We start from the raw sequence: 20,294 nt of genomic DNA on the forward strand, positions 1-20,294 counted from the left end.
CTACGATGGACCCATGCCGGAAGCCGAGAAGACCTTCTACCTCACGACGCCGATCTACTACGTGAACGATGCCCCGCACATCGGGCACGCGTACACGACGGTCGCCGCCGATGTCGTGACGCGCTGGCACCGCCAGCGGCAGGAGAACGTCTGGTTCCTCACCGGCACCGACGAGCACGGCGAGAAGGTGCTGCGCACCGCCGAGGCCCACGGCGTCAGCCCCCAGGACTGGGCGGACCGGCTGGTCGAGACGGCCTGGAAGCCGGTGCTGCAGACCCTCGACGTGCGCAACGACGACTTCATCCGGACCACCGAGGAGCGGCACGAGAAGGCCGTCCGGGCCTTCCTCCAGGACCTGTACGACAAGGGCGGGATCTACGAGGGCTCGTACGAGGGGCCGTACTGCGTGAGCTGCGAGGAGTACAAGCTGCCGGGCGAGCTCCTCGACGGCACGGGGGACTACGAGGGGCAGAAGGTGTGCGCCATCCACGGCACGCCCGTCGAGATGCTCTCCGAGCAGAACTACTTCTTCAGGATGAGCGAGTACGCCGACCGGCTGCTCGCCCTCTACGAGGAGCACCCCGAGTTCGTGCAGCCGGCGTCGGCCCGCAACGAGGTCGTGAGCTTCGTCAGGCAGGGGCTGCAGGACCTCTCGATCTCGCGCTCGACGTTCGACTGGGGCGTGCCGATCCCGTGGGACTCCTCCCACGTGCTCTACGTCTGGTTCGACGCGCTCCTCAACTACGCCACGGCCGTGGGCCTCGACAGCGACGACCCGGAGCGCAAGGAGCAGTTCGCCCGGACCTGGCCGGCCGACGTGCACCTCGTGGGCAAGGACATCCTGCGGTTCCACGCGGTGATCTGGCCGGCGATGCTCATGGCCGCCGGCCTGCCCCTGCCGAAGACCGTGTTCGCGCACGGCTGGCTCCTGGTGGGCGGCGAGAAGATGAGCAAGTCCAAGCTCACCGGCATCGCGCCGTCGGACATCATCGACACCTTCGGCTCGGACGCGTTCCGCTACTACTTCATGCGGACCATCGCGTTCGGCGGCGACGGCTCGTTCTCCTGGGAGGACATGACCGCGCGCTACAACGGCGAGCTCGCCAACGGGTTCGGCAACCTCGCGTCCCGGACCGCCGCGATGATCGGCAAGTACTTCGGCGGTTCGCTGCCCACCCCGGGGGAACCCACCGACGCCGAGGCGGCCCTCGCCCGGGTCGCGGCCCAGGCGGTGGCCGACGCCGAGGCGGCGATCGACCGGCTGGCCATCCACGACGCGGTCTCCGCCGTCTGGACGCTCGTGGACGCCACGAACGGATACCTCGCCGACACGCAGCCCTGGAAGCTCGCCAAGGAGCCGGGCGAGACCGACGAGGCCGGCGCGGGGGTGGACGGCGGCCGCCTCGCGACGTCGCTCGTCACCGCGACGGAGGCGCTGCGGTCGCTCGCGGTGCTGCTCAACCCGATCACGCCGAAGGCGGCGGCCGGGCTCTGGGAGCTGCTCGGCGCGGAGGCCTCGCTCGGGGCGCTCGACGCCCAGCCGCTCGGCGGCGCGGCGACGTTCGGGGCGCTCCCGGCGGGCACCACCGTGACCAAGGGCGCGGCCCTGTTCCCGCGCCTCGACGACACGGCGGCCTGAGCCCGGCGATGGCGAAGCGCACACGCGAGCGCGGGTTCCCGGCCGACCCCGAGCCGCTGCCCGTCCCGGTCGTCGACAACCACACCCACCTCGACCACATCGCGGCGGTGCTGCCCGACGTCGCGCCGGACGGGGAGCAGGGCCCCTGGCCGCCGTCCGTCGCGGACCACCTGGCGCGAGCCGCGGCCGCGCGCGTCGACCGGGTGGTCCAGGTCGGCTGCGACCTGCCGTCGGCCCGCTGGACGGACGCCCTCCTCACCTCGTTGAGTGCTGGGTATCTGCTGGCCGAGACCCCGGAATCGCAACAGATACCCAGCACTCAACGGGGGGCGCGGGTGGTGGGGGCCGTGGCGATCCATCCGAACGAGGCGACGCTGCACGCCGGGGTGCTCGAGGTGGGGCCCGACGGGCTCACACCCGAGCCCGAGGAGCGGCACGCCGTGGGGCTGGACGACGCCGTCGCCGAGATCGCCGACCTGGCCAAGGGCAACGACCGCATCCGCGCGATCGGCGAGACGGGCATGGACCTGTTCCGCACGGGCACGCGCGGAGAGCAGGCCCAGCGGGACGCCTTCCGCGCGCACATCGCGCTGGCCAAGGAGCTGGGCCTGGCCCTGCAGATCCACGACCGCGACGCGCACGCCCAGGTCATCGAGGTCCTGCTGGCCGACGGCGCGCCCGAGCGCACCGTCTTCCACTGCTACAGCGGCGACGCCGAGATGGCCCGCGTCTGCGCCGAGCACGGCTGGTACCTGTCGTTCGCCGGACCGGTCACGTTCAAGGCCAACGACCACCTGCGCGCGGCCCTGGCCGTGGCGCCGCGTGAGCTGATCCTCCTGGAGACCGACGCCCCGTACCTCACGCCGCACCCGTTCCGGGGGCAGCCGAACGCCCCCTTCGCGGCGGCCCACACGGCGCGCGGCATGGCGGCCCACCTGGGAGAAGACCTCGGGGTGCTGTGCGCTGACATCGGTGCCAACTCGGAGCGCGTCTACGGCACCTGGTAAGAACGGCGCATTGGGCCGAAGAAAGCGGCATTTGATTTCATATCCCCACGCCTTTTGCTGCGAGGTTTGTTCCGTTACGGTCTGGTGCTCGTGGTGAGGTACGCACGGCCGTGGCTCGCGAGCAGACCGGCCCGCTGGTTGGTTCGTGGTGCCGTCGTCGGCGTGCTCGCCGGCGTCGCCGGCATGTACACGGCCAACGCGACGACCCTGACGATCGACTACAACGGTGACGTCCGCACGCTCGGGGTCTACGGCGACACGGTCGCCGAGGCGCTGGCGTCGCAGCACATCGAGCTGGAGCCCGACGACGTGGTGCAGCCGTCCGCGACGTCCGGCGTCGGCTCCGGCAACACCGTGGTGGTCCGCACCAGCCGGAACGTCACCGTCGAGCTCGACGGCCAGATGATCACGCTGCGCACCACCGCGGGCACGGTCGGCGAGCTGCTCGCGGCTCTCGGGCCGCGCGGTGACGGCGCCCTCGCCACGGCCTCCCGGACCACGCGGCTCGACCGCGACCCAGTCCGGTTCTCCACGGTCAAGAAGGTCAACATCGCCGTGGACGGCTCGGTGCTGGAGTTCAGCACCACCCGGTCCACGGTGCGCTCCGTGTTCGACGAGGCCGGGATCGCGCTGGCCGACGGCGACGTCACGTCCGTGCCGCTCGACGCCGCCGCCGTGGACGGGATGATCATCATGGTCAGCCGCGACGCGTCGTCGTCGCGCACGGTGACCGAGGTGGTGCCGTTCGAGACCGAGACCGTCGAGGACCCGAGCCTCCCCGAGGGCTACGAGTCGATCCGCACCGCCGGCGTCGCCGGTGAGGCGACGGTGACGTACGAGGTCAAGACGGTGGGCGGCGCCGTCGTCGAGCGCACCGTGGTGGACCGCAAGGTCACCCGCGAGCCCGTGAACGAGGTGCTCGTGGTGGGGACCATGGACGTGGCCACCGCGCCCGTGGACCCGGGCTCCGCGCGGGCCCTGGGCCAGGCGATGGCCGCCGAGCGCGGCTGGGGCGCCGACGAGTTCTCCTGCCTGGACCAGCTCTGGCAGAAGGAGAGCGGCTGGCGCTGGAACGCCGACAACCCGAGCAGCCAGGCGTACGGCATCGCCCAGGCGAACCCGGGCTCCAAGATGGCCACGGTCGGCAGCGACTGGCTCACCAACCCGGCCACCCAGATCGAGTGGGGGCTGGGCTACATCTCGGGTCGTTACGGCACGCCGTGCGGTGCGTGGGCGCACTCGGTGGAGATCGGCTGGTACTGAGCAGGCCGTTTTTCACCCTGGAAGATTTGGGATATTTAAGGATCTATCCCGACGTTTCGAATGTGTATTTCGCGGATAGGCTTGCATTTGATAACGGCAGGGTTACGGTCTCTGGGACCGCCGGATCGGCCGGTCGGGCCCGCGCCCCCGCGCGGGAGGTGCGTGCGACTCGCACCGTCCCGGCCCCCGTGCCCGGACCGCGCGAGGACTGGACCCGCGTGTCATCTCCCCACCCAGCTCAGGGCATCCCCAACGAACTGCCCCCCACCCCTGAGACCGGCGCCACCGCCGGCATCACCGAGATCTTCGAACCGCTGTCAACGGTTCACCCCCTCACCCCGCCGGGCTCCCCCGACCCGGCCCCGCCCCGTAAGCGCCACCGCAGAGCCGCCCTCCTCGCGGGGGCCGCGGCCATCGCGGTCGCCGGCGCCGGCGGCATCACCGCCTACGGATCGGCCCACAAGACCGTCACGCTGGACGTGGACGGCAAGGTCACGACCGTCGAGACCTTCCAGGGCGACGTCGCCGGCCTCCTGGCCGACGAGGGCGTCGACGTCACCGACCGCGACGCGGTGACGCCCGGAGGCACCCTCCGGGACGGCGGCACCGTCGTGGTCCGCTACGGCCACGAGGTCACCCTCCAGGCCGACGGCGAGCGGCGCACGACGTGGGTCACCGCGCTCGACGCCGACGAGGCGCTCGCCACGCTCTCCGAGCGGGCCGGCGACGTCGCGCTGGTCCCGTCCCGCTCCGGCGGTCGCGTGACCCTCCCGTTGCGGCTCGACGCCGACAGCCCGATCAACCTGGTCGTCGGCGGCAAGACCCAGCGGGTGGCCGACGGCGCCGCGCAGCTCGACGACCTGCTCGCCGAGCACGACGTCACGGTCGACGCGGACGACCGGGTCCACGTCGAGAGGTCGGACGACGCGTCGGCCGACCCGAGCGTCGCGACGCTGTCCGTCGTCGTCGAGCAGGTCCGGAGCTCGGTCCAGAAGACCGTGACCCGGCTGTCCTTCGACAAGGTGCGGACCGCGGACCCGGACCGGTACGAGGACCTCGACCCGTACGTGGCGACCGAGGGCGTCGTGGGCAAGCGCGTCACGAAGTGGGACGTCACGACCGTGGACGGCGAGGTCGTCAAGCGGGACAAGCGCTCCTCGGAGGTCGTGCGCAAGCCCGTCGACCAGGTGACCGTGTACGGCACCAAGGACCGGCCGGCGCCGAAGCCCGAACCGGCACCGGAACCCGAGCCACAGCCTGTCGCGAAGGAGCCGGCCCAGAAGGCCGCGCCCGAGCCGAAGGCCCCCGTGGTCGCGACCGGCGGTGTCTGGGCCCAGCTCGCGCAGTGCGAGTCAGGCGGCAACCCCGCCACCAACACGGGCAACGGCTACTACGGCCTCTACCAGTTCTCGCAGCAGACCTGGGTGGCGATGGGTGGTTCCGGCCTCCCGTCGGACGCCTCGGCCGCCGAGCAGACCATGCGGGCCCAGAAGCTCCAGGCGCAGTCCGGCTGGGGACAGTGGCCTGGCTGTGCCGCGAAGCTCGGCCTGCTCTGACCTCCTCCCCACGTGTCAGACGTACAGGTCACCCGAGTGGCCTGTGCGTCTGACACGGGGAGTGAGTTGGACGGTTGTCCTAGACGAGTGACCGACAACACAGCCCGATAGCACCGAGAAACTTGGCCGGACGATAACGGATCAGTTACGTTCGGTTGTCCTCGCTGGCGGGAGGGCGCGAAGTGGTGTAGGCCACAGCGCCCGAACGGTGGCAGGGCAGCACTGAGAACGGAACCTCGTGATCAGTGCGAGACCGCCGGATCGGCCGGTCGAGACCGCGACGGCTCGCAAGAGTCGTTAGGCCCCCAGGCCGAATCGTGGTGGGGACGCTCGCGCGAGCGGGCGGCCCCTGGCTCGCCGCCCGTGCCCGGGACGTCCGACGACTGGACACGAGTGAACCCCCGTTCTGAGCAGCAGAGTTCTGGCTCCATCCCCAGCATCAACTCAGAGTCCGAGGCCCCGAACCCTCAGACGACCCTCTCGAAGCGTCGCCGTCGCTGGCCCCTGGTCGCCGGCCTCGCAGCCGTGGCGATCGCCGCCTCCGGCTCCGTCGCCTTCGCGGAGGCGCGCAAGACCGTCACGCTCGACGTCGACGGCACCACCAAGACCATCACCACCTACTCCGGTTCCGTGCAGGGCATGCTCGAGTCGCAGGGCGTCCGTCTGGGCGAGCGCGACGTCGTCGCCCCCGGCACCGACGCGAAGCTCTCCGACGGCGACCAGGTGGTCGTCCGCTACGCCCGCCAGGTCACCATGTCCGACGGCGGCGACGAGCGCGACGTCTGGGTCACCGTGACCGACGCCGGCGAGGCCTTGACGACCCTCGCCGAGCGCGGCGGCGACGTCTCCCTGGTGGCGTCCCGCTCCGGCGACCGCGCCTCGCTCCCGCTCCGCCTGAACGACGACGGCCCCGTCGCCGTCGTGGCGGACGGCAGGACCCGCGTGGTCGAGGACCACGCCGACGGCGTCGACAGCGTGCTCAACGGCCTGAAGGTCGAGCTCGACAAGGACGACCTCGTGAACATCGTCCCCGTGGCCACGCTGGCCGAGGACAAGGCGATCGACGCGAAGTCCGCCAAGGCCGCCACGAAGGCCGGCGCCGACGTCGCCGTCCAGGTGCAGCGCGTCGAGACCAAGAAGGTCACGCAGAAGTTCGACGTGGACCACGAGGTGAAGACGGTCCAGGACAAGAACCGCTACGAGGACGAGGGCGACCACGTCCGCACCGCGGGCAAGGACGGCGTGCGCACGCGCATCGTCCAGCTCCGTACGGTCGACGGCGAGGTCGTGGCCCGCAAGGAGCTCTCGAACAAGGTGACCACGAAGCCGGTCACCGGCGTGATCGTCGAGGGCACCAAGGAGCGCCCGGTGGAGAAGAAGGCCACCGTCGAGGAGACCAGCACCGGGAGCAGTACCCCCGCGCCGTCCGGCTCCGTCAAGGAGATCGGCCAGCAGCTGGCCGCCGCCCGCGGCTGGACCGGCTCGGAGTGGACCTGCCTCGAGTCCCTCTGGGAGCGCGAGTCCGGCTGGAACTACCAGGCGGCCAACCCGTCGTCGGGCGCCTACGGCATCCCGCAGGCGCTGCCGGGCTCCAAGATGGGCTCGGCGGGCTCGGACTGGGCCACCAACCCGGCCACCCAGATCAAGTGGGGCCTCGGCTACATCGCGGACCGCTACGGCACGCCGTGCGGTGCGTGGGGCCACTCGGAGTCGGTGGGTTGGTACTGATCCAGTTAGGCTCACCTGCATGAACGACACCTCAAGCGCCCTGCTCGGTCCCGCGGAGATCCGCGACCTGGCAGGGCGCTTGGGCGTCCGGCCCACCAAGACGCTCGGCCAGAACTTCCTGCACGACGGCGGCACCGTCCGCAAGATCGTGCGCACCGCGGGGCTCCGGCCCGGCGAGCGGGTGGTCGAGGTCGGGCCCGGGCTGGGCTCCCTGACGCTGGGCCTCGTGGAGGCCGGCGCCTCCGTGGTCGCGATCGAGATCGACCCGGTCCTGGCCGGGCAGATTGCCGACACCGTGCGGACCCGGGTCCCGGGCGCCGACTTCGAGGTGGTGCTCTCCGACGCGCTGGACGTCACCGCGCTGCCCGGTGAGCCGCCGACGGCGCTCGTCGCAAACCTCCCGTACAACGTGGCCGTCCCGGTGCTGCTCACCATGCTGCAGCGGTTCGCCTCGCTCGAACGCGTGCTCGTGATGGTGCAGGCCGAGGTGGCCGACCGGATCGCCGCCGTCCCTGGCTCCAAGATCTACGGCATCCCGTCGGTGAAGGCCGCGTGGTACGCGTCGGCCCGCCGCGCCGGGACCATCGGGCGCAACGTCTTCTGGCCCGCGCCCAACGTCGACTCCGCCCTCGTGTACCTCGAGCGCCGGGACCCGCCGTCGACCACGGCCTCGCGCGAGCAGGTCTTCGCCGTCGTTGACGCCGCGTTCGCGCAGCGCCGCAAGACGCTGCGCGCCGCCCTGTCCGGGGTGTTCGGCTCCGGCGCCGCCGCCGAGGCGGCGCTCCGGGCCGCCGGCGTGGACCCGGGCGCCCGGGGTGAGACGCTCGTCGTCGAGCAGTTCGCGCGCATCGCGGAGCAGCTCCCGGACACCGAGGCTGCCGGGGCGACCCCCGCGTCCGGTACCGCAGAGCAGGAGGGGGACGAGTGATCCCGCGTCTTTCAGCGGCCCCGCCGCCGTCGGTCCGCGTCCGCGCGCCCGGCAAGGTCAACCTCGGGCTGCGCGTGGGTCCCGTCGGCGACGACGGCTACCACCCGCTCGCGACGATCTTCCAGGCCGTCTCCCTGTACGAGGAGGTGACGGCGACCCAGGCGGCACCCGGCGCCGGCATCTCGCTGACGGTCTCCGGCCCGCAGGCCGACGCCGTCCCGACCGACGAGACCAACCTCGCCTGGCGCGCCGCCGCGCTGCTGGCCGAGCGTACGGGCCTGCCCGACGACGTCCAGCTGCACATCACCAAGGGCGTGCCGGTCGCCGGCGGCATGGCCGGCGGCTCGGCCGACGCCGCCGCCGCGCTCGTGGCCTGCGACGCCCTCTGGGAGGCAGGCATCCCCCGCCCGGACCTGGTGGAGCTGGCCGCCGAGCTCGGCGCCGACGTGCCCTTCTCGCTGCTGGGGCACACCGCCGTCGGCACGGGGCGGGGCGACCTGCTCACGCCCGCGATGACCCGCGGCGAGTTCCACTGGTGCTTCGCGACGCAGCGGGAGGGTCTCTCGACGCCCAGCGTGTTCCGCCGGTTCGACGAGCTCGCCGGGCCGTCGACGCCGCGCGTGGCCCCCGCCGACGACACCGCGATCATGCACGCGCTGCGCGCCGGCGACGCGGTGGCCCTGGGCAAGGCGCTGCACAACGACCTGGAGGGTCCTGCCCTCGACCTGCGGCCCGAGCTCGCCGACGTGCTGGAGGTCGCCACGGAGTCCGGGGCGCTGGGCGTCCTCGTGTCCGGGTCCGGTCCCACGGTCGCGGCGCTCGGCCGGTCCCGGCAGCACGCGCTGGCGCTGGGCGCGGCGTGGACGGCGTCCGACGTCGTCGACGCGGTCTGGTGCGCTACCGGACCCGCTCCCGGGACCCAGGTCGTGACCCCGATGCGCGCCTGAGCGCGCACCGGGCCGGCGCGCACCGGGTCAGTACGCGACCTGCGGCACGAAGACGTTCGTCAGGTGCGTGTGCCGCGTGATCCAGCGGGTGCGCCGCGTCGGCAGGTTGCTCTCGGCGGTCAGCACGCACTCGACCACCCGCTCCACGGTGCCCGTCATCGCGCTGAGCGCCAGGGCGGCGTTGCGGCCCCACTCCTCCAGCAGCACCTGGGCGCCCGCGCCCTGCGTGAGCTGCAGCGGGGTGCTCGCCCGGCGGGCGAACGCGACCAGGGAGTCCTTGTGCGCCGCCGGGATGTCACCCTCGACCAGGGCGCACGCGAGGTCGGGCAGCAGGCCGGCCGCGGCGACGGCCGCGGCCGCCACCGGGCCCGTGCCGAGCACCGCGATGCGCGACGGGTCCACGCTCTCCAGCGTGCGCAGGGCCTGCACCGCCCGGAACGCGTCGGTGAAGACGCCGCGGTTGTACGGGTCGTCCAGGTCGTCCTGCGGTATCTCGACGACCAGGTGGGCGAACCCGCCGGACGCGAGCCACTCCAGGTCGCGCGCCGCGGCCCTGCCGGCCGGCCGCAGCTCGACCAGGCCGGGCAGCGTCGCGGCGGCGCCGACCGGCATGACGAGCCAGCCCGTCACCGGTCGGCCCTCGAAACCGGCGAACGTCACGGTCTCCGCGTTGAGGTCTTGGGAGTGGGCGAACGTCGTGGTCAGGTCCGGCGCGACCTCGATGTCCCGGTGGGCGGCGAGGTTCGCCGCCCAGAACGCGTCGAAGTCCGTGGGCTCGTCGGTGGCGGGCGGAGCAGCCGGTGCCACCGTGACGAGCGGCAGGTCGTACTCGGGCACGGGCGGTACCTCCGGGTCTTGGGCGTGCGCTCGGAGCGTACCGCCCGTGTCCGACAGTCCGGTCGCCGGTCCACGGCCCCCGGCCGTCAGATGATCTTGTTCAGCCATGCGAGCTTGCGCGGGAAGCGGTAGTCGCCCCCGCCCTCGTGGTTGTTGTACGGGTACACGTCGATCTCCTTGCTCGCCGCGCCGGCCCCGCCCGGGCGCCACCCGTTGTACGCCGCGTACACGGTGGACGGCGGGCACGTGGCGTCCATGAGCGCCACCGAGAACAGGGTCGCCGCGCGGGCGCGCCGGGCGAACGACACCCCGTCCAGGTAGGAGAAGGTGCGCCAGACCTGCTCCTCGACCGCCGGGTCGCGGTGCACGGAGAGATACTTCGTGATCTCGCTGTACGGCGCGTTGTCCGTGATCGACACCGCGCGGCGGTAGTGGCTCAGGAACGGCACGTCCGGCATGGCGGCCACGACGTCGGGCACGAGGCCGGCGACCGCGATGGTGATGCCGCCGCCCTGGCTGCCGCCGCTCAGCGCCACCCGGGCCGGGTCCAGGCCCGGGATCGCGCGCACCGCGTCCACGGCGCGGGCGCCGTCGGTGAACACGCGCCGGTAGTAGTGGTCGCGCGGGTCGCGCACGCCGCGCGTCATGAACCCGGGCGACGCGGGGCCCGAGCCCACCGGGTCCGGCGTGTCCCCGCCCGCGCCCCAGCCAGAACCCTGGCCGCGCGTGTCCATCATGAGGTGCGCGTAGCCCGCGGCGGCCCAGTGAATGCGCTCGTGCGGCAGGCCCCGCCCGCCCCCGTAGCCCTGGTACTCGACCACGACGGGCAGGTCGCCGGGCGCGTGCGCGGGGCGCGTCAGCCATGCCTTGACCGGGTGCCCGCCGAAACCGGCGAACGTGACGTCGTCGACCAGGATCTCGGTGAGCCCCACGTCGATGCGCTCCACCTGCGGAGCGTCGTCGAAGGTGCGGGCCTCCGCCAGGGTGGTCGACCAGAACTCGTCGAAGTCGGCGGGCTCGTCGACCTCCGGGGTGTACTTCTCGAGTTCGGGCAGCGGCATGTCGAACTGGGCCACGTTGTGCTCCTCGGCGTCGTGTTCTGCTGTGCCGGCGGCGAAGTCTTTCCTGCGCGGTCTCCGTCGGCCGGGGTGAGCGTAGCGCGCGACTACCCTTGGTAGGTGGCACATCTTCTCGGCGCAGACGGCATCGCGCTGACCATCGGCACCCGGACCCTTCTGGCGGACGTCTCGCTGGGGCTCGACGACGGCGACCGCGTCGGCATCGTGGGCCCCAACGGCGCGGGCAAGTCCACCCTGCTGCGCATCTTCGCGGGCGCCACGCTGCCCGACGGCGGCCGCGTCACCCGGGTGGGCGGCTCCACCCTGGGCCTGCTGGACCAGCGCGACGAGCTGCCCGAGGACGCCACCGTGCTCGACCTCGTGCACGGCGACGCCGAGACGCACGTCTGGGCCTCGGACGCCCGCGTCCGCGAGGTGCACGACGGCCTGATCGCCGACCTCGCCTGGGACGCCCCGGTCGCGAAGCTCTCGGGCGGCCAGCGTCGCCGGGTCGCGCTCGCGGCCCTGCTCGTCCAGGACCCGGACGTGCTGCTGCTCGACGAGCCCACCAACCACCTCGACGTCGAGGGCGTGGCCTGGCTCGCCGCCCACCTGCGCGAGCGCTACGGCCGCCCGGGCACGACGGGCGCGCTCGTGGTCGTGACGCACGACCGCTGGTTCCTCGACGAGGTCTGCTCCCGCATGTGGGAGGTGCGGGGCGACGGGACCGGCGCCGTCGACGGGTACGAGGGCGGGTACGCGGCCTACATCCTGGCGCGGGCGGAGCGGGCCCGGCAGGCCGCGACGGCCGCCGAGAAGCGGGACAACCTGCTGCGCAAGGAGCTCGCGTGGCTGCGCCGCGGGGCGCCGGCCCGCACGTCCAAGCCGAAGTTCCGGCTCGACGCCGCGTCCGCCCTGATCGACGACGAGCCGCCGCCGCGCGACTCGATGGAGCTGACGCGCATGGCGACGCGGCGGCTCGGCAAGGACGTGCTGGACCTCGAGTCCGTGTCGGTCGCCGTGCCGGGCAAGGTCCTGTTCGACGACGTGACCTGGCGCCTCGGACCGGGCGACCGGTACGGCATCGTGGGCGTCAACGGCGCCGGCAAGACGACGCTGCTCGCACTTCTGGCGGGCCGGCGCGAGCCCGACTCCGGCCGTGTCAAGCGCGGCAAGACCATCCACGTGCGGGAGCTCTCGCAGGACGTCGCCGAGCTCGACGAGCTCGGGACCCTGAAGGCCGTCGAGGTGATCGAGCAGGAGAAGGGCCGGGTCGTCGTCGACGGCAAGGAGCTCACCGCGTCGCAGCTCACCGAGAAGCTCGGCTTCACGCGCGAGCGCGCGTACACACCGGTGCGGGACCTCTCCGGCGGCGAGCGGCGCCGGCTCCAGCTCCTGCGGCTGCTGGTCTCCGAGCCCAACGTGCTGCTGCTCGACGAGCCCACCAACGACCTCGACACCGACACCCTCGCCGCCGTCGAGGACCTCCTGGACGGCTGGCCCGGCACGCTCATCGTCGTCTCGCACGACCGGTACCTGCTGGAGCGGGTCGCCGACCGGCAGGTCGCCCTGCTCGGCGACGGGACCATCCGCGACCTGCCCGGGGGAGTCGAGGAGTACCTGCGGCTGCGGGCGGCGGCCAAGGCGGCGGGCGCGTCCGGCTCGGGCGGCGGTTCCGGGGCCGCCCCGGGGTCCGGCGCGGGTGCGGCCGGGGCGACGGCGGGTGCTCCGGCGTCGGCCGGCACGGGAGGCGGCGAGGAGCTCTCCCAGCGGGACATCCGCGCCGCGAGGAAGGAGGTCTCCCGGATTGAGCGGCAACTTGCGAAGATTGCCCAGAAGGAGGCCGAGCTGCACGAGCACATCGCGCAGCAGGCAACGGACTATCAGGCCGTCGCGCGGCTGGACGCGGAGCTCCGCGACCTGGTGAGCGAACGGGACGAGCTCGAGGCGGCCTGGCTGGAAGCTGCGGAGGTGGCGGGATGACCGACAACGATCTGACACCGCTCGACGGCGTCGACCGGGCGCTCGTCGACGCACTGCGCAAGGACGGGCGCACCACGCTGGCGGTGCTGTCCGAGATCTCGGGCCTCTCCCTGTCCGCCGTGCAGGTGCGGGTGCGCAAGCTGGAGGCGCGCGGCGTCATCACGGGGTACCGGGCGGTCGTGAACCCGGAGGCGGTGGGGCTGCCGCTCTCCGCCTTCATCGAGATCACGCCCCTGGACCAGGCCCAGGAGGACGACGCGCCTGAGCGGCTGCGCGGCATGGCCGGCATCGAGTCCTGCTACTCGGTGGCGGGCAACGCGAACTACCTGCTCACCGCCCGGGTCGCGTCGCCGCGGGCGCTGGAGGAGCTGCTCGGCAAGATCCGGCGCACGGCGAAGGTCTCGACGCGCACGACGGTGGTGCTGCAGACGTACTTCGAGGGACAGACGGCCGAGCTCGACTGAGCTCAGCGCGGCGCCAGGGCCGGGTGGTCCAGCGTGAGCGTGCCGGCGTCGGCGTCCAGCTCCGCGGCGACGCCGAACGGCACGGTGAGCGGGTCGGGGCCGTGGCCGAACCCGAGCTCGCCCAGGATCGGGATGCCGAGCGGGCCGAGCAGGTCCAGGACCACGGGCTCGACCGGCTCGCAGTCCTGCCACGACCCGAGCACGATGCCCACCGCGCCGTCGAACCAGCCCGCACGGAGCAGGTGCGTGAGGAACGAGTCGATCCGGTAGGCCTTCTCCTCGATGTCCTCCAGCAGCACGATGCCGCCCGCGGCCGAGGGCGTCGTGGGGCCGGTCCCGACGGACGTCGTCAGGAGCGAGAGGCAGCCGCCGGTCGTGACGCCGCGGGCCGTGCCGCCCACCAGGGTGTGCGCGTCCGGGCCGGTCAGCACCTGCGTGGCCGCCGGCTCGAAGAGCGTGCGCCGCAGGTGCTCGCGAGCGACGTCGGACTTGAGGAACGACATGGTCCCGGACATCGGCCCGTGCAGCGACACCAGCCCGAGCCGCGCGGCGACCGCCCGGTGCAGCACCGTGCAGTCGCTGTACCCGACGAGCACCTTGGGGTCCGTGGCGGCGAGCGCGTCCCAGTCGACGAGCTCGACCATCCGCGCCGCGCCGTAGCCGCCGCGCGCCGCGACGATCGCCCGCACGTCCGGGTCGAGCCAGGCCTCCTGGAAGTCCGCTGCCCGCGCCTCGTCGTGGCCCGCGAGGTAGGCGTGGTCCGGGTGCGTGTCCAGCACGTGGGGCATCACCTGCACGTCGAGGCCCCAGGACCGCAGGTGGGCGACGCCCTCGTCGAGCCGGTCGGCCGGGACGGGGCCGGACGGGGCGACGACGGCGACCGTGTCCCCCGGGCGCAGTCGCGGCGGGCTGATCAGGGGCCGCAGCATGCCGCCGACACTACCTGCCGGCCCGTCGTCCGCCTGCTGGTGGTGCTTTCTTTCACTCATCTGAAATCTCTTCCGAGATCTGGCCCCGCAGGGCGGTCGTGAGCCGGGCGAGAAGTCCCGACAGCAGCAGGCGGTCCTCGGCCGGCAGCCCGGCCAGCAGCGCCTCCTCGTGGGTGAGCAGCTCCCGCACGGCGCGTTCGACCAGCGCGTGCCCGGCGTCGGTCAGGGTCACGGCGACGGCCCGCCGTCCGGCGTCGGACGACGAGCGCACGACCAGGCCCTCGCGCTCCGCCCGCGCGACGCGCTGCGAGATGGCGCCGGCGGTGACGAGCGTGTGCGCCGCGAGCTCGCGCGTGGTCAGCGACCACGGCTCCCCGGACCGGCGCAGGGTGCTGAGCAGGTCGAGCGTCGCGGGGTCGATCCCGATCCGGCGCAGCGTCCGGCGGCGCTCGTCCGCCAGGGTCTTGGCGGCGCGCCACAGCGGCGTGATCACGCCGATCGAGGCCACCGGGACACCCGGCAGCTCACGTTCCCACGCCGCGGCGATGGCCTCGGGCGAAACGGCCGCCGTGGTGTCGAAGGGATACTCGGTCACGCTCGCCTCCTGTACGTTTAGGTCTAAACGTACACGTCCCCAGGAGGTAGCGGCATGTCCGGACTCGTACTCGTCAGCGGTGGATCGGGTGGCATCGGGAGCGCGGTGGCGCGCCGGTTCGTCCAGGAGGGACGCCAGGTGGTGATCACCGGCCGCGACGCCGAGCGGCTCGACCGGGCCGCGGCGGCGACGGGCGCGCGCGGGGTGCGCTGCGACGTCGGGCGGGCGGACGACGTCGAGGCGCTCGTGGCGCAGCTCGACGCGCCCGTCGAGGTGCTGGTGGCCATGGCCGGCGGCAACACGGACTTCGACGGGCGCGAGCCGGCGGGCCTCGCCCAGGTGGCCGACGGCTGGCGGGCCAATCTCGACGCGAACCTGATCAGCACCGTGCTGGTCGCCACCGCCGTCCTCGACCGGATGCCGGCGGGCGGCGCGGTCGTCACCGTCGGCTCGATCGGTGCCGAGTACGCGGGCACGTCCTACGGCGTGGCCAAGGCGGCCGTCCAGGCGTGGACGGCCGGCCTGTCCGCGACGGTCGGGCCGCGCGGGATCACCGCGAACTGCGTGGCGCCGGGGTACATCGAGGACACCGGGTACTTCAAGGGCCGGCTCACCCAGGAGCGCCTGGGCCGGCTGGTCGCGGCCACGCACGACAAGCGTGCCGGCACGCCGGACGACGTCGCCGGGCTGGTCGCGTTCCTCGCCTCGCCGGCCGCGCGGCACATCACCGGGCAGACGCTGCACGTGAACGGCGGCGCGCACACGACCCGGTAGCCCATCGAAAGGCATGCAATCCGGTTTCTACCGGTGCGCCGCTTCCGTCGTGTAAGTGCGAATTGTTACGCTCGGGTTAGCAAGCACCAGCGCCCGGCTCCGCCGTCGGGCACACGAAGGAGCGCGAGGAGATGCCCACCACCCGAACCTGGCTGCAGGCGGGCGGGGGCACCGTGGTTCTCGCCCTGATCGTCGCCGCCGTGGTGCAGGCGGCCAACTCGAGCGCGACCTGGGTGTCCAACGACCCGGTCGGCGAGTGCGGCAAGACGTCCGGCGGCCAGGTGGTCGCGGCGCAGAACGTGCTGTCGGCCGCGACCGGGCTGGAGACCGTGGACGGCACCTGGGACAGCCAGTCCGAGGCCGCGACCAGGGCGTTCCAGGCGTACAACGGGCTGCCCGTCGACGGCTGCGTCGACACCACCACGTGGGTCACCATGCGGGCGCTCGCCGTCTCGCTCTGCGACCCGGACTACAGCTGCCAGGGCCCGGACCACCGCATCCGCTACGCCGCGCCGGGCGGGGCGCGGGACGCCTACCTCGCGGAGAACGACTGCGACTGGGGCTCCTACGTGCTGCCCGGGGTCGCGCGGAGCCCGGTCACCTCGAACAAGGTCATCGCGCTCTCGCGGGACGCGGTCACCGAGATCGAGTGCGGGGGCTGACGTGGTCACCACCATCGACGAGCCGAAGATCCGGCCCGAGTGGCTGCTCGGCGGGGCCGTGACGCTGCTGGGCGCCATCATCATCGTGGTGGTCACCATGGTGCTCGGCGCGGGGGAGGACGAGCCCGTGGTAGTCCCGGCGGACGCCACGGAGCTCACGGCGAACACCTGTGCCGCCGACCTGCGCCAGCCGCACTGGGTGCCCGACGACGTGCTGAAGGCCGTGGCGGAGTGCCCCGCCGAGATCTCGGCGGGGATGGGCCGCACGACGGCGGAGGACCACCTCGGCACCTGGATCACCTACCCCCTCGACGGCGCCGAGAACGCGGAGACGTTCCCCGGCCGGCCGGGCGCCGGGTGGTCCGAGGAGGAGGTCCGCAGCGGGGCGTTCCACCCGGCGTCGGCCATCCTCTACGTGGCGTACCCGGGGTCGCAGGAGCTGTCCGGCAAGCTGTCCGGCGACACCGTGACGGTCGAGTGGCAGGACCTGAAGGAGTCGGGCCTGGAGGCGCGCGTGACCCGCGTGGACAACAACGGGTTCGGCCCGGTCCGGGTGGAGTGGACCGACGACGTGGGCTCCTACCTGCTGCTCGCCACGATCGGCCGCACGCCGACGGCCAACGCGGGGCCCTCGGTGGCCGAGCTGCTCCGGATCGCGGACAGCGTCGCGGCCGAGGACGAGTGACCGGCCGGGCGCCCGGGTCTTCTGGGCACCCGAGCGCCTGACCGGTCAGTCAAGGGGCCGCCCCTGAGCGGGCGGCCGGCCCGTCAGAGGGTGGCCGTGAGCGCCTCGTCGAGGGCCTGGACGCCGGCCTCCAGCGCCTCGTTCGTGACCGTCAGGGCCGGGCGGAAGCGGACCGACCGCTCGCCGCAGCCCAGCAGCAGCACGCTCCGCTCGGTGAGCGCGGCCAGCACCCGGTCGCGCACCTCGCGCGAGGGCAGGGTCAGCGCGCACATGAGGCCGCGGCCGCGCACGTCGGTCACGCCGTCGTGCCGCGCGGCGAGCTCGGTGAGGGCGTCCTGGAGCTGCTTGCCCATGGTCAGGGCGCGGTCGACCAGGCCCTCCTCCTCGTAGGTCTCCAGGATCCGGCGGGAGCGCACCATGTCGGTCAGGTTGCCGCCCCAGGTGGAGTTGATCCGCGAGGAGACGGCGAACACGTTGTCCGGCACCTCGTCCACGCGGCCGCCGGCCATGATGCCGCAGACCTGCGTCTTCTTGCCGAACGCGACGATGTCGGGCGTGACGCCGAGCTGCTGGTACGCCCACGTGGTGCCGGTGATCCCGGCGCCGGTCTGCACCTCGTCCATGACGAACAGGGCGTCGAACTCCTGGCACAGCGCCTGCATGCCCTGCAGGAACGAGGGGCGGAAGTGGTGGTCGCCGCCCTCGCCCTGGATGGGCTCCATGATGAACGCCGCGATGTCGTGCGGGTTGGCCTCGAACGCCGCGCGGGCGGCACCGAGCGCCGCTGCCTCGGCGGCGTCCATGTCCTTGCCCTCGGCGAGGTAGGGGGACGGGATGCGCGGCCAGTCGAACTTGGGGAAGCGGGCGACCTTGCCCGGCTCCGTGTTGGTGAGCGACATCGTGTAGCCCGAGCGGCCGTGGAACGCGTGCTCCAGGTGCATCACCTGGGTGCCGAGCTCCGGGGACCGGCCGTTCGCCTCGTTGTGGCGAGACTTCCAGTCGAACGCGACCTTGAGCGCGTTCTCGACGGCCAGCGCGCCGCCGTCGATGAAGAACAGGTGCGGCAGGGCGGGGTCGCCCAGCACCCGCGCGAACGTGTCGGCGAACCGCGCCATCTCGACCGTGTAGATGTCGGAGTTCGACGGCTTGTTGATCGCGGCGGCGGCGAGCTCCTCGCGGAAGGCCGGGTCGTCGGCCAGGGCGGGATGGTTCATGCCGAGGGGTGAGGAGGCGAAGAAGGTGAACAGGTCGAGCCACTCGTGGCCGTCCCGCGCGTCGACGAGCGTGGAGCCGTGCGACCGGGTGAGGTCGAGGACGAGGTCGAACCCGTCGACGAGGAGGTGCTCGCGAAGGGTGGGGAGCACTGCGGTGGGCTCAAGGTGAGTCGTCATGCTGGAAAGATTGGCAATGATCCTGCCAAGTTTCAACGACTATGGAAAAGTTCCTGTTACGACCGTGCGGGGCCGCGCCGCCGGGTCGCGACCAGCTCGGCCGTCCCGAGCGCCAGCGTGGACCCCAGCATCACCACGAGCGCCGCGGTCCAGCCGCCCGACGCCGCGTGCACCGCGCCGATCACCGCGGGCGCGGACGCCGCCACGGCGTAGCCGAAGGCCTGCACGGCCGCGACCGTCCGCCGGGTCTGCGCGACGGTGCGGCACCGCTGCGCGACCACGGTGAAGATCACCACGAAGTTCCCGCCCTGGGCGATCCCCGCGAGGCTCACCCACAGCAGCCACCACTGCGGCGCGAGCAGCAGGCCCGCCGGCAGCGAGACCCAGAGCAGGGCCATCACCACCGCGGCTCCGCGCATCGGCACCCGGGCGGCCAGCGCGAGCGGCACCAGCACGCTGCCCGCGATGGCGAGCCCCTGGAACGGCGCGGCGGCGTTGCCCGCAGTGGTCACCGACACGCCCAGCAGGTCGCGCAGCAGCTCCGGCAGCCAGCCGGTCACCGCGAAGTAGGAGAAGGACTGGCCCGCGAAAGCGACGACCAGCACCCAGGTGATCGGACGGCGCAGCACACCGGCCCAGGTCTCCTCGGGCCGCTCCGCCACGGGCGGAGCGTGCACGGCGGCGGGCCGGTCGACCAGGCGGCGGGTGGTGATCTTCCACCACACGAGTGCGACCACCGCCACGATCGCCCACGACGCGATGGCGCCCCGCCAGCCGAGCAGGGCCGCCAGGGGCGCGGTGAGCGAGGTCGCGAACACCGACCCCAGGTTCATCACCGACGAGTACAGGCCGGTGGCCGGCGCCGTCCGTGCCGGGAAGTCCCGCGCGATGATCACCGGGACCACCACGTTGCCCACCGTGATGGCCGAGCCCAGCACGACGGTCCCCGCGAAGGCCGCCACCACGCCCACGGTGCCCGACCCGGCCGACCGGACCAGCGTGCCCACGATCACCCCGACCAGGGCGACCGTGACCGCCGCGTACGGCCCGACCTTGGCGATCAGGGTCGACGCCGCGGGAGCCACCACGCTGAAGCAGAGCGCCGGGATGCCCACCAGCAGGCCCGCCAGGGTCTGGTCGAGGCCCAGCCCGGCGGCGACGTCGGACATCACCGGCGGGAGAGAGGTGATGGGGGTGCGGAGGTTCAGGGCGAAGACGAGTACCGCGACGAGCAGCGCGGAGCCGCCCGCCGCAGCGCGGATGTTGCTCATGATGCGTTCATTGTGCGCGACGGGGGCAGTTGGTTGCGTCGGGCGTCCATCGCATCACCACACGATGTGCTGCTCGACACCTCGGTTCCCCCAGGAGGGATTGCGGCTTTCCCGCTAGATTGGGCGACCGGTCACGACTGGAACAACTGAGGTGTGGAATGAATCAGCGGCAGGTCTTCCCCGCGGTGGGAGCACTCGTCGGCGTCCTCATGCTGTCGGGATGTGGGTTCGATCTCGGCAAGGTGGACTACACAGAGCCCGAGTTCGTCGGCTTCTGGGTGGGTGACGGCGCAGGGACCGTCGTGGCGCTCGGCGAGGACCGGACGTTCACGGCCGTCGGGGTCCCGGACGAGCTGCTCGACGGCGCGGGCAGCGACGTACCCGCCGAGATCGAGGGCACCTGGAAGTACAACTCGAAGAGCTCCGCGGACCACGTCGAGCTGACGGTCACCGACGCTGACGGCATGCCGGCCGAGCTGGGCGAGCTGCCCCTGTACGTGGCCGACGGCGACGACCTCTTCTTCCTGCCGGACCAGGTGGGCCGCGAGAAGATCATGGTGAGCCGGGACCGCTGATC

Annotated in this window: 19 protein-coding genes; 13 read left to right on the forward strand and 6 right to left on the reverse strand. The window is 72.7% G+C overall.

Features of this window, described 5'->3' with window-relative positions; all coding sequences use genetic code 11:
- Positions 1-13 precede the first annotated feature (13 nt).
- The 7 genes from metG to ACFV9Q_RS23270 all read left to right on the forward strand — a co-directional run bounded on the left by metG (position 14) and on the right by ACFV9Q_RS23270 (position 9,068).
- The gene (gene metG / locus ACFV9Q_RS23240) at positions 14-1,639 is read left to right on the forward strand and encodes a methionine--tRNA ligase (RefSeq protein ID WP_377236374.1); all 1,626 of its coding nucleotides are present in this window, start codon (positions 14-16) and stop codon (positions 1,637-1,639) included.
- 8 nt (positions 1,640-1,647) lie between these two features.
- On the forward strand, positions 1,648-2,646 hold the full coding sequence (locus tag ACFV9Q_RS23245) for a TatD family hydrolase (RefSeq protein ID WP_377236375.1): 999 nt from the start codon (positions 1,648-1,650) through the stop codon (positions 2,644-2,646).
- A 90-nt stretch (positions 2,647-2,736) separates the two neighbouring features.
- A complete protein-coding gene (locus ACFV9Q_RS23250; protein ID WP_377236376.1) occupies positions 2,737-3,909 on the forward strand; it encodes a ubiquitin-like domain-containing protein in 1,173 nt (390 codons plus the stop codon).
- Positions 3,910-4,127: 218 nt separating this feature from the next.
- Positions 4,128-5,465 (forward strand): transglycosylase family protein, encoded by a 1,338-nt coding sequence (locus ACFV9Q_RS23255; RefSeq protein ID WP_377236377.1) that lies wholly within the window; start codon positions 4,128-4,130, stop codon positions 5,463-5,465.
- Between the two features lie 525 nt (positions 5,466-5,990).
- The gene (locus ACFV9Q_RS23260) at positions 5,991-7,193 is read left to right on the forward strand and encodes a ubiquitin-like domain-containing protein (protein WP_377236378.1); all 1,203 of its coding nucleotides are present in this window, start codon (positions 5,991-5,993) and stop codon (positions 7,191-7,193) included.
- Positions 7,194-7,212: 19 nt separating this feature from the next.
- Entirely contained in the window at positions 7,213-8,121 is a 909-nt protein-coding gene (gene rsmA / locus ACFV9Q_RS23265; protein WP_377236379.1) for a 16S rRNA (adenine(1518)-N(6)/adenine(1519)-N(6))-dimethyltransferase RsmA, read from the forward strand.
- The gene (locus ACFV9Q_RS23270) at positions 8,118-9,068 is read left to right on the forward strand and encodes a 4-(cytidine 5'-diphospho)-2-C-methyl-D-erythritol kinase (RefSeq protein ID WP_377236380.1); all 951 of its coding nucleotides are present in this window, start codon (positions 8,118-8,120) and stop codon (positions 9,066-9,068) included. Before rsmA ends, ACFV9Q_RS23270 begins: the two co-directional genes overlap by 4 nt.
- A gap of 27 nt (positions 9,069-9,095) precedes the next feature.
- On the opposite strand, the gene ACFV9Q_RS23275 is transcribed toward ACFV9Q_RS23270, so the two are convergent.
- Both ACFV9Q_RS23275 and ACFV9Q_RS23280 read right to left on the reverse strand, forming a co-directional pair.
- Positions 9,096-9,905, reverse strand: coding sequence for an acetylxylan esterase (locus ACFV9Q_RS23275; protein ID WP_377227830.1), 810 nt, complete (start codon positions 9,903-9,905; stop codon positions 9,096-9,098).
- Positions 9,906-9,991: 86 nt separating this feature from the next.
- Complete coding sequence (locus ACFV9Q_RS23280) at positions 9,992-10,981, reverse strand: acetylxylan esterase (RefSeq protein WP_377236381.1); 990 nt, start codon at positions 10,979-10,981, stop codon at positions 9,992-9,994.
- A gap of 102 nt (positions 10,982-11,083) precedes the next feature.
- On the opposite strand from ACFV9Q_RS23280, the gene ACFV9Q_RS23285 reads away from it, so the two are divergent.
- Both ACFV9Q_RS23285 and ACFV9Q_RS23290 read left to right on the forward strand, forming a co-directional pair.
- Positions 11,084-12,946 carry an ABC-F family ATP-binding cassette domain-containing protein gene (locus ACFV9Q_RS23285; protein ID WP_377236382.1) on the forward strand — a complete coding sequence of 621 codons (1,863 nt, stop codon included), beginning with the start codon at positions 11,084-11,086 and terminating at the stop codon, positions 12,944-12,946.
- Positions 12,943-13,410 carry an Lrp/AsnC family transcriptional regulator gene (locus tag ACFV9Q_RS23290; protein ID WP_377227827.1) on the forward strand — a complete coding sequence of 156 codons (468 nt, stop codon included), beginning with the start codon at positions 12,943-12,945 and terminating at the stop codon, positions 13,408-13,410. The genes ACFV9Q_RS23285 and ACFV9Q_RS23290 overlap by 4 nt, the downstream gene beginning before the upstream one ends.
- Positions 13,411-13,412: 2 nt before the next feature.
- Here the strand turns inward: ACFV9Q_RS23290 and ACFV9Q_RS23295 are convergent, their stop codons facing one another.
- Positions 13,413-14,399, reverse strand: a complete 987-nt coding sequence (locus tag ACFV9Q_RS23295) for an LD-carboxypeptidase (RefSeq protein WP_377236383.1) — start codon at positions 14,397-14,399, stop codon at positions 13,413-13,415.
- A complete protein-coding gene (locus ACFV9Q_RS23300; RefSeq protein WP_377236384.1) occupies positions 14,392-14,934 on the reverse strand; it encodes a MarR family winged helix-turn-helix transcriptional regulator in 543 nt (180 codons plus the stop codon). The genes ACFV9Q_RS23295 and ACFV9Q_RS23300 overlap by 8 nt, the downstream gene beginning before the upstream one ends.
- Before the next feature lie 54 nt (positions 14,935-14,988).
- Here ACFV9Q_RS23300 and ACFV9Q_RS23305 point away from each other — a divergent pair, with 54 nt between their 5' ends.
- The 3 genes from ACFV9Q_RS23305 (at position 14,989) to ACFV9Q_RS23315 (ending at position 17,055) form a co-directional block, all read left to right on the forward strand.
- The gene (locus tag ACFV9Q_RS23305) at positions 14,989-15,708 is read left to right on the forward strand and encodes an SDR family oxidoreductase (protein WP_377236385.1); all 720 of its coding nucleotides are present in this window, start codon (positions 14,989-14,991) and stop codon (positions 15,706-15,708) included.
- 131 nt (positions 15,709-15,839) lie between these two features.
- Positions 15,840-16,370 (forward strand): peptidoglycan-binding protein, encoded by a 531-nt coding sequence (locus ACFV9Q_RS23310; protein ID WP_377227823.1) that lies wholly within the window; start codon positions 15,840-15,842, stop codon positions 16,368-16,370.
- 1 nt (position 16,371) lies between these two features.
- The gene (locus ACFV9Q_RS23315; protein ID WP_377236386.1) at positions 16,372-17,055 is read left to right on the forward strand and encodes a hypothetical protein; all 684 of its coding nucleotides are present in this window, start codon (positions 16,372-16,374) and stop codon (positions 17,053-17,055) included.
- Between the two features lie 83 nt (positions 17,056-17,138).
- On the opposite strand, the gene lat is transcribed toward ACFV9Q_RS23315, so the two are convergent.
- Positions 17,139-18,446 (reverse strand): L-lysine 6-transaminase, encoded by a 1,308-nt coding sequence (lat, locus tag ACFV9Q_RS23320; protein WP_377236387.1) that lies wholly within the window; start codon positions 18,444-18,446, stop codon positions 17,139-17,141.
- A 56-nt stretch (positions 18,447-18,502) separates the two neighbouring features.
- A complete protein-coding gene (locus ACFV9Q_RS23325) occupies positions 18,503-19,717 on the reverse strand; it encodes a CynX/NimT family MFS transporter (RefSeq protein WP_377236388.1) in 1,215 nt (404 codons plus the stop codon).
- Between the two features lie 158 nt (positions 19,718-19,875).
- Here ACFV9Q_RS23325 and ACFV9Q_RS23330 point away from each other — a divergent pair, with 158 nt between their 5' ends.
- The gene (locus ACFV9Q_RS23330) at positions 19,876-20,292 is read left to right on the forward strand and encodes a hypothetical protein (protein ID WP_377236389.1); all 417 of its coding nucleotides are present in this window, start codon (positions 19,876-19,878) and stop codon (positions 20,290-20,292) included.
- Positions 20,293-20,294 lie beyond the last annotated feature (2 nt).

This window comes from Promicromonospora sp. NPDC059942 (assembly GCF_042731755.1).
In the GTDB taxonomy this organism is placed as follows: domain Bacteria; phylum Actinomycetota; class Actinomycetes; order Actinomycetales; family Cellulomonadaceae; genus Promicromonospora.

Bases quoted from the DNA above. Each gene is read 5' to 3' on its own strand.
- ACFV9Q_RS23290 (WP_377227827.1), top strand. From the start codon at position 12,943: ATGACCGACAACGATCTGACACCGCTCGACGGCGTCGACCGGGCGCTC.
- metG (WP_377236374.1), top strand. From the start codon at position 14: ATGCCGGAAGCCGAGAAGACCTTCTACCTCACGACGCCGATCTACTAC.
- ACFV9Q_RS23330 (WP_377236389.1), top strand. From the start codon at position 19,876: ATGAATCAGCGGCAGGTCTTCCCCGCGGTGGGAGCACTCGTCGGCGTC.
- lat (WP_377236387.1), bottom strand. From the start codon at position 18,446: ATGACGACTCACCTTGAGCCCACCGCAGTGCTCCCCACCCTTCGCGAG.
- rsmA (WP_377236379.1), top strand. From the start codon at position 7,213: ATGAACGACACCTCAAGCGCCCTGCTCGGTCCCGCGGAGATCCGCGAC.
- ACFV9Q_RS23310 (WP_377227823.1), top strand. From the start codon at position 15,840: ATGCCCACCACCCGAACCTGGCTGCAGGCGGGCGGGGGCACCGTGGTT.
- ACFV9Q_RS23245 (WP_377236375.1), top strand. From the start codon at position 1,648: ATGGCGAAGCGCACACGCGAGCGCGGGTTCCCGGCCGACCCCGAGCCG.
- ACFV9Q_RS23305 (WP_377236385.1), top strand. From the start codon at position 14,989: ATGTCCGGACTCGTACTCGTCAGCGGTGGATCGGGTGGCATCGGGAGC.
- ACFV9Q_RS23295 (WP_377236383.1), bottom strand. From the start codon at position 14,399: ATGAGTGAAAGAAAGCACCACCAGCAGGCGGACGACGGGCCGGCAGGT.
- ACFV9Q_RS23325 (WP_377236388.1), bottom strand. From the start codon at position 19,717: ATGAGCAACATCCGCGCTGCGGCGGGCGGCTCCGCGCTGCTCGTCGCG.